The sequence below is a fragment of the Segatella sinensis genome (assembly GCF_040095255.1).
Taxonomy (GTDB): domain Bacteria; phylum Bacteroidota; class Bacteroidia; order Bacteroidales; family Bacteroidaceae; genus Prevotella; species Prevotella sinensis.
Genome location: NZ_JBBNGE010000072.1, coordinates 1 through 11,247, shown reverse-complemented (window position 1 = coordinate 11,247; position 11,247 = coordinate 1). Strand labels below are relative to the sequence as shown.

The 11,247-nt window shown below is 43.7% G+C and carries 11 protein-coding genes; 10 read left to right on the top strand and 1 reads right to left on the bottom strand.

What is annotated here, in order from left to right:
- Positions 1 to 74: 74 nt before the first annotated feature.
- Positions 75 to 1,301: a sugar transferase gene (locus AAAT87_RS14045; RefSeq protein ID WP_349226755.1), complete on the bottom strand. Its 1,227-nt coding sequence runs from the start codon at positions 1,299 to 1,301 to the stop codon at positions 75 to 77.
- Positions 1,302 to 1,733: 432 nt separating this feature from the next.
- Here AAAT87_RS14045 and AAAT87_RS14040 point away from each other — a divergent pair, with 432 nt between their 5' ends.
- From AAAT87_RS14040 to AAAT87_RS13995, 10 genes are all read left to right on the top strand, one after another.
- A complete protein-coding gene (locus AAAT87_RS14040) occupies positions 1,734 to 2,447 on the top strand; it encodes a hypothetical protein (protein ID WP_295023850.1) in 714 nt (237 codons plus the stop codon).
- Positions 2,448 to 2,767: 320 nt separating this feature from the next.
- Positions 2,768 to 3,571, top strand: coding sequence for a polysaccharide biosynthesis/export family protein (locus tag AAAT87_RS14035; RefSeq protein WP_295023849.1), 804 nt, complete (start codon positions 2,768 to 2,770; stop codon positions 3,569 to 3,571).
- A 10-nt stretch (positions 3,572 to 3,581) separates the two neighbouring features.
- Positions 3,582 to 6,086, top strand: a complete 2,505-nt coding sequence (locus AAAT87_RS14030) for a GumC family protein (RefSeq protein ID WP_349226754.1) — start codon at positions 3,582 to 3,584, stop codon at positions 6,084 to 6,086.
- A 29-nt stretch (positions 6,087 to 6,115) separates the two neighbouring features.
- Entirely contained in the window at positions 6,116 to 6,865 is a 750-nt protein-coding gene (locus tag AAAT87_RS14025; RefSeq protein WP_295023846.1) for a tyrosine-protein phosphatase, read from the top strand.
- 841 nt (positions 6,866 to 7,706) lie between these two features.
- Entirely contained in the window at positions 7,707 to 8,261 is a 555-nt protein-coding gene (locus AAAT87_RS14020; RefSeq protein ID WP_295023845.1) for a hypothetical protein, read from the top strand.
- Positions 8,242 to 8,688, top strand: coding sequence for a hypothetical protein (locus AAAT87_RS14015; RefSeq protein WP_295023843.1), 447 nt, complete (start codon positions 8,242 to 8,244; stop codon positions 8,686 to 8,688). Before AAAT87_RS14020 ends, AAAT87_RS14015 begins: the two co-directional genes overlap by 20 nt.
- Positions 8,689 to 8,893: 205 nt before the next feature.
- Positions 8,894 to 9,181 carry a nucleotidyltransferase family protein gene (locus AAAT87_RS14010; RefSeq protein WP_228113218.1) on the top strand — a complete coding sequence of 96 codons (288 nt, stop codon included), beginning with the start codon at positions 8,894 to 8,896 and terminating at the stop codon, positions 9,179 to 9,181.
- Positions 9,165 to 9,515, top strand: a complete 351-nt coding sequence (locus tag AAAT87_RS14005) for a HepT-like ribonuclease domain-containing protein (RefSeq protein WP_218433764.1) — start codon at positions 9,165 to 9,167, stop codon at positions 9,513 to 9,515. Before AAAT87_RS14010 ends, AAAT87_RS14005 begins: the two co-directional genes overlap by 17 nt.
- A 421-nt stretch (positions 9,516 to 9,936) precedes the next feature.
- Positions 9,937 to 10,224 carry a hypothetical protein gene (locus AAAT87_RS14000; RefSeq protein WP_296972654.1) on the top strand — a complete coding sequence of 96 codons (288 nt, stop codon included), beginning with the start codon at positions 9,937 to 9,939 and terminating at the stop codon, positions 10,222 to 10,224.
- A complete protein-coding gene (locus AAAT87_RS13995) occupies positions 10,215 to 10,559 on the top strand; it encodes a type II toxin-antitoxin system RelE/ParE family toxin (RefSeq protein WP_264964312.1) in 345 nt (114 codons plus the stop codon). Before AAAT87_RS14000 ends, AAAT87_RS13995 begins: the two co-directional genes overlap by 10 nt.
- Positions 10,560 to 11,247 lie beyond the last annotated feature (688 nt).

Sequence of the window (11,247 nt, the reverse complement as noted above, 5' to 3'; positions counted from 1 at the left end):
ATCTGATTCTCATAATGTTAGAAGAAGTACAAGCTTCTTTTTAACTCGAAAATTAGAACACAGAACTGGACACCCTACTTATCAATCAAACTACCATAAACCTCAGTATGATACAACATGTGAGGTCTAGGACCCACGATACTCATATCGCCCTTCAATACATTGATAAATTGAGGGAACTCATCAATATTCGTCTTTCTCATGAAGTTGCCGAATGCAAACTTTCTTGGGTCATTCTTCGTAGCCTGAGCCTTGTCTGAATCCTTGTTCACATGCATTGAGCGGAACTTCAGGCACATGAAGGTATTACCGTTCAGACCCGTTCTAGCCTGACGGAAGAAGATAGGACCCGGACTCTGAATCTTGATAATCAGTGCGATGATTGGAATGAAAGGCAAGAAACAGAGGCAGATCACACCACTCACGGCAATATCGAAGGCACGCTTGAGAATACGGTTCGAGACAGAAGACAGCGGCTCAAGATGGTTCGTGTAAACCGTCTTACCCATAAAGTTATGGGAATCCAGATGCAGCTTATATTCGCCGAACAGACGAGGCAGATAATAGAAATGCACCACGTTCTTGTCACAGAAACGCATGATCTTCACAATCTGGTCAGATTCCTTATGCGACAAGCTGCAGAAAACCTCATCCAGACCATAAGATGAACCGTTGATGGTATCGTTCTGTTTAGACTCTAAAAGTTTGTTAAGCTCCTGCATCGTGCCCAGTTTTTTCAGCTCCTGAGGCGCTCCGGCGATATCATCATCGGCATAATAACCCTTTACTATATAACCCGCAGAAGGATCTTCTGTCATGGTAATGTACATTTCTCTTACGGCAGGATCGCTACCCACGAAGATCACGGTACGACTGTTTCTACCTCTGGCACGGTGATATTTCAGAACCTTGAGCTCGATGAGTCGACTGATGATCAGAGCAAGATAGTAAGAGATGCCGAAGTAGAATCCGAACGTAAATATTTCTCCACCATGACTGAAGAATTTCAGGAAGACCATGAAACAGAAGGTAGTACAAAGTGCCAGGAAGAAAGTACGTTTGATAACTTGCTGAAAACCGATTCGTCTTACATGAATGATAGTACAGTAGTTGTATTCGCCGATGGCGAGAGCAACGTTTGCTATAAAGAATGTAATCTTTGTTCTCAGATCTAGGTAATTAGGAATATACTGAGATTCGAAGTTGATAAAGCCCAATAGTAAGCAGTTGAGGATGATGAAGTCAGCTAAGACCACCAACCTTCTAATCAGTACGTTACCTTTATAGATGTTTTTTTCCATAAGACATTATATGTAATTTAATTTTTTCGATTTCTCTTCTTAGAATATAAATTCCTCGTAAATTCGTCCGCAAAGTTAGCAATAAAAACTGAATTCCCCAAACTTTTCCCCATCTTTTTTCCCTGCAAATCCCTCCAGTCCTTCCCTCAATAATCCCAATATAATAAGGTGGTATTGATTATTTTTCATCGGATATTTTATTCCTCGTAATCCGATGAATAATGACACACCCTCCTTGCTTAGAGGTAGAGCTCTCTTTGGCTAAAGGGAGACGGAGGGATTCGAAATAATCTCTTTAACACTAAAGAGAAATGAGATGTTTTCGAAAAATAGGACTTTTATAGTTAAAAAAACAGAGAAACTAAAATATTTTAGTATGAACATAGCTAAAATATCAAATAAAAGCAGTATTTTTGCAAAAAACAAAATAATATGTCAATAAGGGAAAAGATAGAAAAAAAGAACTTGCCTCACGGCATTCACATTATGGAGCCTGATAACCCATCAGGTTCAGAAGCTTCAGAGGCATTGGAACCAACCAGTTCTGAGCCGGGAAAAGCACGCTTGGGAATTAACGGCAAGGAAAATCCGGCAGAAAATCCCACATCCTGGAGCTATCTCTTCCTCCAACACATGGCAGCCAGGAATTTCCTGAAGTGGTTAAAGCGATATAATAAGGAGAGAGGTCATCAACCTTTCTTCATCCACCAGACCTATCAGTATTGTTATAAGAATGAGGCAGAGAAGAAGGGAGTAAAGAAGATCTTGGAGCCATCCGTCTCTGGATTAGTTTTTTTGCAGGGCACAGTAAAGGGTATTCAGAAGTTTTTGAAGCAATATTTTCCCCAGTATCATTTGGTCAACGATTGCAGCACGGGTAAGCCCGCCTCTATTCGCGACACCATCATGCAGCCCTTCATGAACGTGATGCATACGCATCCCGAGCAGATTACCTTCCTGAGAGATCCTTTCGAGAAGTTTTCGAGGGATCATGTCAAGCTAAGAGTCTTAACCGGACCTTTCGCCGGATATGAGGGGTACATCGTAAGAATAGATAGAGACCGTCAGTTAGTCTTCGATTTCGGAGGTTACGCCGTAGCCCTCCGTGGTGTCCACAACGAAGATTTCGAGGAAGTAAAAGAATAGATTTTGAGAATAGTATAGTGTTTAAAAGCAATTGTTTCTTTTTGTTAAAAAACACTTTTGTAAAGCGATATATTCTTTATTATCAATAAAAACCATTAATTTTGCAGCGGAAAAACTCTACTCTGGCCGCAAACTCGCTCAGAATAGGGGCATCCGCCTTAGAGGTGGAGCTCCCTTTGGCTAAAGGGAGACGGAGGGATTCGAAAAAACTCCCTTATGTTAAGGGAAAAAGGGATTCGAAAAAAAAAGATACTATCATTTGCTGATAAAAAAAAGAAAAAAGGTATATGATAAAAAAAATGCATTATCTAGATAAAAAAATGAAATTTAGTAAATTCATGCTGTTAGGAGCCCTAGGGGTAGCGCTCTTAACCGCTACATCTTGTGGCACACCAAAAGACGTAGCCTACTTTCAGGATTTAAACAACAATCCTGATACCGTTATTACCCTCCAGAACAAAGTCATTACAGTGAAGCCTACCGATAAAATCTATATCGGTGTCAAGAGCAAGGATCCACAGATCACACAGCTCTTCAACCTCACTGGCGGTACCAACAACTCCAGCAGCAGTACAAATATCGCAAAAGATGCCTTTTATTACACGGTAGATAGCAAGGGAAATATCGATTTTCCGGTATTAGGAACCATTCAGGTAGCAGGATTAACCCGTGAGCAGATCGCAGAAAAGGTGAAGAAATCACTCCTCGATGCAAGTCTCGTCAAAGACCCAACTGTGACTGTAAGTCTCAGTAACCTCCATTATTCCATGATGGGCGAAGTGGCAAAGCCAGGTCAGTATGCTATTGATGAGGAAAAGGTTACTATCCTTGATGCCATCAGCAAGGCTGGTGATCTCACTATTCAGGGTCGCCGTCAGGATGTGATGGTACTCCGTCAGGAAAACGGACATCAGAAGATTTATAAGATTGACCTCTGCTCCGGTAAGGACATTTTCAATTCACCAGCTTACTATCTCCAGCAGAACGATGTGGTATATGTAACACCAAACGATACCAAGAAGCGCAGTTCTACCCTCAATGGTAACACCGTGCAGTCAACAGGCTTCTGGTTGAGTGTTTCATCCCTCCTCGTCACAGTTCTCACATTCTTGAAGGTAAATTAATATTAGAAAAATGATACAGAATACAACACCGGCCAATCAGCCGGTACAGCCAAATCCGATGGCTCGCCCTAACCAGACAGAAGACTTCATCCGTCTTCAGGATCTTCTCTATCTCTGTCTGGCAAAGTGGCGCTGGTTCATCCTCTCCCTGGTGGTTACCCTCGGTATCGCCACCTATTATACCCTTACCACTCCAAATGTATATCAGCGAACTGCATCCCTGATGATCAAGGATGAGAGCAAGTCGCAGAGCATCAGCAGCGATGTGGCTTCCATGTTCTCGGATATGGGTATGGGTAATATGAAGAGCAATGTATATAATGAACTCATTGCCATTCAGTCACCAGCCGTTCTCCTCGAGACCGGTAAGCGATTGAAGCTCGATGTAGATTATGCCATCGACGGCACCTTCCATAAGCAGGCACTCTATGGCAACGACCTCCCTGTCACCGTAGATTTCATCGGTTTCACCGATGAGCAGAGCGGAAGCTTCAAGCTCCAGCTTCATCCTGACGGCACTTATGAGGTTAGCTACTTCAAGGGCGCTACCAACGACGGTACCCCAGTAGATACCGATGGCGAGTTGAAGGCGAAGATTGGACAGATTATCCGCACCCCATTGGGTAAGATCAAGGTAGATAAGGCGGCATCTTTCTCTCAGTTTGTCAAGAATGATGAAGCTCCTATCCTCTATGTATCCCGTACCAATGTCTATGCGATGACCGACCGCATCAAGGGTTCCCTCTCAGCCAGTCTGAACGAGGTGAAATCTACCGTCATCGACATTACCTATAAGGATGTGCTCCCTAAGCGAGCAGAGGATGTCATCAATACAGTCATCACTGTTTACCGCAAGAACTGGTTGGATGATAAGAATCAGATGACCGTATCCACCTCTCACTTCATCACCGAGCGTTTGGGTGTCATTGAGCGTGAGTTGGGCGATGTTGATAAGAATATTTCATCCTTCAAGAGTTCTCATCTCTTGCCGGATGTAGAGACTGCGGCACAGCAGTATATGCAGAAGAGCAGTGATGTAGATAAGCAGATTATGGAGCTCCATTCTCGCCTCTCGATTGCAGAGTACATTCATCAATATTTGACAGGTAAGGTAGGTAAGAACCAGCTTCTTCCATCCAATACCGGTATTGATAGCCAGGGTATCGAGCAGCAGATTACTGAGTACAACAAGACTCAGTTGGAGCGCAACAACCTCGTGTCAAATTCCAGTGAGCAGAACCCATTGGTAGCTGATTACGATCAGAGTCTTGCCTCTATGCGCAAGAGCATCACTGCCAGTCTCGACAACTTCGTCATCTCTCTGAGAACCCAGTTGAGCACCCTCCAGGCTAACGAGGCTGCTACTACTTCTCAGATTGCCAGCAACCCTAACCAGGCGAAGTACCTGCAGACTGTGGGTCGTCAGCAAAAAGTTAAGGAGGCATTGTATCTCTTCCTTCTCCAGAAGCGTGAGGAGAACGAGCTTTCCAAGGCGTTCACCGCTTATAATACCCGTGTGATTACCCCTCCAACAGGCGATCTCAACCCAGTGGCACCAGTTCGTCGCAAGATTATGCTCATCGCCTTTGTCTTGGGTCTCCTCATTCCGGTTGTTGTGATCTATATCCGTGAGAAGGCAAACACTACCGTACGTGGCCGTAAGGATCTCAAGAAGCTCATCGTGCCATTTCTGGGCGAGATTCCATATTATGTGAGTCGCAAGAACCGCCCAACCCTCAAACAGCGTATCAGGTTCTGGAAGAAGCCGAAGGAGGTGTGCCAGATAGTAGTGAAGGCAGGCAAGCGCAACATCGTGAACGAGGCGTTCCGAGTATTGCGCACCAACTTCGAGTTCACCATCGGTACCCATCCCGAGCAGAATGTCATCGTCTTCACCTCTCTGAATCAGGGATCCGGCAAGAGCCACCTGGCTGCCAACATGGCGATGTCGCTCGCCATCAAGAAGAAGAAGGTGCTGCTCATCGACGGTGACCTCCGCCACGGATCTGCCTCCATGCTGATAGGCAGTCCGGGCGAGGGATTGAGCGATTACCTCAACGGCAGAATCGCCGACATCCACGACATCCTCCACAAGGGAGAGGAGAGCGGACTGGTGAAGTATTTCGATGTCATTCCTATCGGAACCATCCCTCCAAACCCTACCGAGCTCCTCTTCACCCCATTGCTGGAGCAGATGATCAGGCAGATGCGCCAGGAGTACGATTACGTCTTCATCGACTGTCCTCCTATCGAGGTGGTAGCCGATACCCCAATCTATGAGCAGTTTGCCGACCGCACCATCTTCGTAGTCCGTGCCGGCCTGATGGAGCGCAGCATGCTGCCTGAAATCGATGCCCTCTACAAGGAGAAGAAGTTCAAGAACATGACCATGATCCTGAACGCCACCAAGGCACGTGGCGGCAGATATGGCAGCCACTATGGTTACGGCTATGGTTATGGCTACGGCTACGGCTATAACTATGATAAGGAGAAGAATGGGGGGGCAAAATCTTAAATGAATGGATTATAGAATAATATAAACAGATGTTTAAATTCTTCCAGGAAATATTCAATCAGAAAATGCCATCAGGGAGCACATGCAGTCTCCCTGATGGCATCGATTACCATTGCCATATACTCCCTGGCGTGGATGATGGCTTCCAGGACCCCTCCAAGAGCCTGGAGCAGCTTCGCATCTACGAAGCAAGCGGAATCCGTGAAGTCTGGTTCACCCCTCACATCATGGAAGATATTCCGAATGAGCCTGAAGATCTCCGCCGGGTCTTCGAAGATTTCAAGGAGAAGTATCTTCTGGATTTTGCCCAGAGACATCCTGGAAGTCAGGCATCAGGAGCAGAAGGAGCGAAGCCATCTTCTGCGACCGATGAAGAGCCCCTACAGCTGCATCTCGCAGCCGAGAACATGCTGGATGCCCTTTTCGAGCGCCGTCTCAAGGCAGGCAATCTCCTGCCTCTGGCAGAGAAATACCTGCTGGTGGAAACCAGCATCTTTGCCCCACCGATGAACTTCCGTGGACTGCTGGAGCGCATCAGGAACAAGGGCTATACCCCGATTCTGGCTCATCCCGAGCGTTACCTCTATATGAAGAAGGAGGATTACGAGGCACTCAAGGCGCAGGGCATCCTGTTTCAGCGCAACCTATACAGTCTCCGCGGCCAGTATGGCGATCGGGTGCAGAAGCGATGCCGACAGCTTCTGAAATGGCAGATGTACGATTTCGTGGGCACCGATCTCCATCGCCTAACCTCGGCAGGACTGAACACAGAAGGCTGATCTCCTAGCAGATTCCGATGCTGTGGGCGTTGTAGTGACCTCACGGATTTTCGACTCCTTCGTTTTTTTTTCCATTGAGACCAGATGAGAATACCCGTTGTTTGCAACGAAAAAATAAATCCGTGAGATCCGTGAGATCCGTGTGCGACTTAAATATCATCCGTAACTATGATACTTAGCTATCGTAACCAAGATACTTAATCCTCCATGGTATCGTTAGGATCGATGAACGGAGTATCTGCTCCTAGGCAAACACGTGGTCGTAGTCTATCGGGTGGTCTATCGGACTCTCGATGCTCTTTACCAGCCAAGGACAGTAGCAGCGGTTCTCCTCGTCGGTGATGAACTGCTGGTTGTTGGTGGTGTCGCAGAGCGATTTCTTGTTTGCAACGTTCTCTAACTAAGAGTGTGGGTGAACACTTGGCGATTTTATATTTCTAACATGCGCTGTATATACAAAGTTCTTTTTACTAGGGTTCACCCCGGAGCCGAAAAGGTGAATGCTTGGGGAAAGTGTTCACCCCGCTGTTCACCATTCGGTAACTGTCAGCAAAGTTACTCTTCACTCATTTGAACAAGGGCGAGGGCTTGGGAGTGGGATAAGGAGCCCCTCTTCGCAGAGGGGGCAGGGGAGTCGAAAAATCTGCGTCATCTGACCGAATAGGTCTCATCTGCGGATAAGATATTGTAGCAGGAAAAAATCTGTGTTCATCTGTGAATTGAAAATCGGCGGCCGAAGGGAAAGCCAAATCTGTGGGACAATGTTAAAATCCTAAAGATCTTTGGCTATTTCAGATATTTCCCTTATATTTGCACCATGTTTTAATTTGATGGTAAAGCTATGAGTAATTCAAAATCATATCAAGTACCAGAGGCAGCTCCAAGTTTGGTAGCGGATCCTGTGGGAGTCTGTATTTCTCCAAATACGGATATACAGACATTGCGCCATCATGTAATGGATGCAGTATATGCCACGAATGACCAGAGTGCATTATATAACTGTTTGGTATTTCTGTCTAATCTTACCAATCAATCAGCGACCCCAATCAAGGGTAAGATGCTCAAGCGTTTGGAAGAATTAGCTTTGCTGAAAGAGGGTTGGGATGGAGAAAACAGTGTTTCTATCGATTCTGGAATACAAGATTTCCTTCGTAGAGTCATAATGCTATCCTCAGATAAGGAGTTGGTAAATTGGGTATTGTTCCCTGATGCCCGAGGCTATTTATATTTAGATTATACAGAGGGAAAGAACCTGGCTGGTATTACGATAGCTCCTCATCAAATTGCAGCTTTTATCAAGCGTGATGGTCATTTATCCAAATACAATTACGACCATCTTAATGAACAGGATGTTTTGAATTTATTAGAGGAGGCACATGGAAAAGACAATCAATGAAATAAATGATGAAGAGCAAGTCGCAAGAATCTTGTTCTCACCTTCTCACATCTATGAGGGTCGCGTTTCACCAAAGGCATTCAAGTTAGAGATGTTAAAAAATGGAGCAGAGGATTACATCTCTGTATTGCGAAATAAAGCCGATGAACTGGATGATATATCTAGTATATTTCATCCTAGATCAGAAGGTGTTACTCGTTTTGGTTATACCATTCTGAATGTGAGTGATGTTAGGGATTTAGATAAAGAGTTTGCAAATAGAGAAGTATCGATATTGCCAAAACCAAGTAAGCGTCTTCCATTGCATGCTGGTATATTTTTGTCTTTAGATGGTAGGGTGCAGACTGCTAAAGATATATCTCCTGATATAGATTATTTTCAGAAAGAATTATCAATGCTTTGTGATGGAATCCATAAGTTTCGGTAGCAATCCATCTGTGAATTGAAAATCGGCGGCCGAAGGGAGATTTGTCCTCCGGACCCACTGACCAGCGGGAAGTAAAGCCAAATCTGTGGGACATCGATGTGTTAAAAACCAGAAATACCTTGGCTATTTCAGATATTTCCCTTATATTTGCAGCATGTAAACAATAAAAAGGTACTCGATTATGATTAGTAAGAATGTTGAAAATATGATTCCAAAGATTCAGCAATTCTTTGGAAGCCAACCCATCAAGAAGGCTTGGCTCTTTGGTTCATGCTCAAGAGGCGAAGAGAGTATGGATAGTGATGTCGATATTCTTGTAGAGTATGATCGCCAGAACTCCAGAGTTTCATTGATGAAGATTGCTGCCATGATGCTCAATTTAGAAGATTTACTTCATCGTAAGGTAGATATGGTAGAAGCCAGTCGCCTCTTACCTTTTGCGTTAGACTCAGTAAATAACGACAAGTTCTTGATTTATGAGAGAAAAAGTTAAAGATAGAGGCAGATTAGAACATATTCTTGAAGCCATCAATGAAATTCAAGAGTATAAATCTCAATATACTTTAGAAGACGTTAAAAACAGCAAGCTTGTTTTTTACGGCTTTACGAAGTTTGTTGAGGTAATAGGAGAGGCTGTCTATATGCTGACAAAGGAATTTAGGGCTAGTCATCCGGAAGTTGATTGGCGTGTTATAGAAAAGATGCGTCATGTATTAGTTCATGGCTATTATACTGTAGATCCGGAAAGTCTTTGGGATACAATAGAATGTGATATTCCAGAGTTAAAGCCTTGGATAGAGAAATATCTGCAAGAACAACCAGAATAAAGTCTTCCGCTAGGCGACAAACAATCGCAATTTTATTGCGTAAAACAATCGCAACTCTGTTGCGTAAGCACTCTCAGCCAGCCCCTTGCGGGCACAGGCTCCGCTGGCTGACCAAAACTCTGGCAGAGCTATAGCGTCGCCAGCTACATCCCTTGCCCTTATGCTAAGGGTTTCTGTCCCCTACAAGGGGAACCGAAGGGGTCGTAAAGACTATTGAAGGGCTTGGGAGTGGGATAAGGACTCCCTCTTCGCAAGAGGGGGGCGAAGAAACTCTTTCCAATAGGAAAACAGAAAATTCGAAAAATCTGTAAAATCTGTGGGACTTCGCTGATTCTTCGATGTGTTAAAAACCGGAAATACCTTGGCTATTTCAGATATTTCCCTTATATTTGCACCATGTAAGGTACTAAATATTAGAATTATGAGAACGTTCAATTATAATGAAATACAAAATACTCCGATTTGGAACGAAGTAAAGAATTGGAGTGATGATCGGAAAAATGCCCTTATAACATTGTTGTATTCAACGATGAAAGGTATTAATCCATATGAAGTTCCAGAAGACAAAGTACAGGCTTTCGTAAATGATATACCTCATGAAGTTTTAGAAATGGCTTCAGAGTACGCCATTAAGGAAAGTCGTTCGGGAAGAGGTCTTTCTCATTCTCAGGCAATGGAAAAGATTAAAGAGCAAAGAGGATGGAAATAATTTGGTCTGATATGGCTCTCCATCAACTTGATGGAATTTTGGACTATGTAGAAGAACATTTTGGTGCTTCTGTATCTCGCAAAACCTTAGATGACATAGATTCTAAGGTAGGGCGTTTATTGCTGTTTCCTGAATCTGGAACTCCAGACTATAGCTATTCTTCTAAGCTGTTAAATAATAAGGTTTTAATTCGACATTTGAACATAGGACCAAATGTTGTTTATTATAACATAGATGGAGAAATCATTAATATTATGGTGATAGCTCATTATAAGCAGTCAACTGTCACTGTTACAAGAATGATTAATCGTTTCATCGAGCATCATACGAAATAAAGTCTTCCTATAGGCGACAAACACTCGCAACTCTGTTGCGTCTAATAATCGCAATTTTATTGCGTAAAAAATCTCAGCCAGCCCTTTAGGGCACAGGCTCCGCTGGCTGACCAAAACTCTGGCAGAGCTATAGCGTCGCCAGCTACATCCTCTCGTTCCTGAGGAAAGAGAGGCTTGGTGAGAAAGGTGGAGCTCCCTTTGGCTAAAGGAGACGGAGGGATTCGAAATATCTCTTATAATATCAAATTCAGACTATTTTTACTCAATCAATATCCAGATAAGAATCCCCTCAAAGCGATTCTTATCTGGCAGGGACTCTATGTCCTTAATTTCCGATACGAACCAATTATATATTATATAGTTAGACATAACGAAATAATATATAAAACGAGAAGTAGCTTAGTAGTGTGGGCGCTACATAATCACCCACAACGCATCCTGCAGTTCTCTTTCGGAAACTGACCCACCGAAAGAGGCTCAGGATGCTTATTATTCAAGAACTTAAAACAATGCGTAATTTTAATCAGTATATCACGTTCCTACCATGTGACTATGTTCGCCATTTTGAAGATGATACGAATACTGAGGTAACGAAGACATTCCAAGCCGTTGTAACTACTCAGCACCCCTATAGAAAACTTCTCGTTAATAAAGCATAAACTTGATTTTGCTTATTTTCTTCATCCTT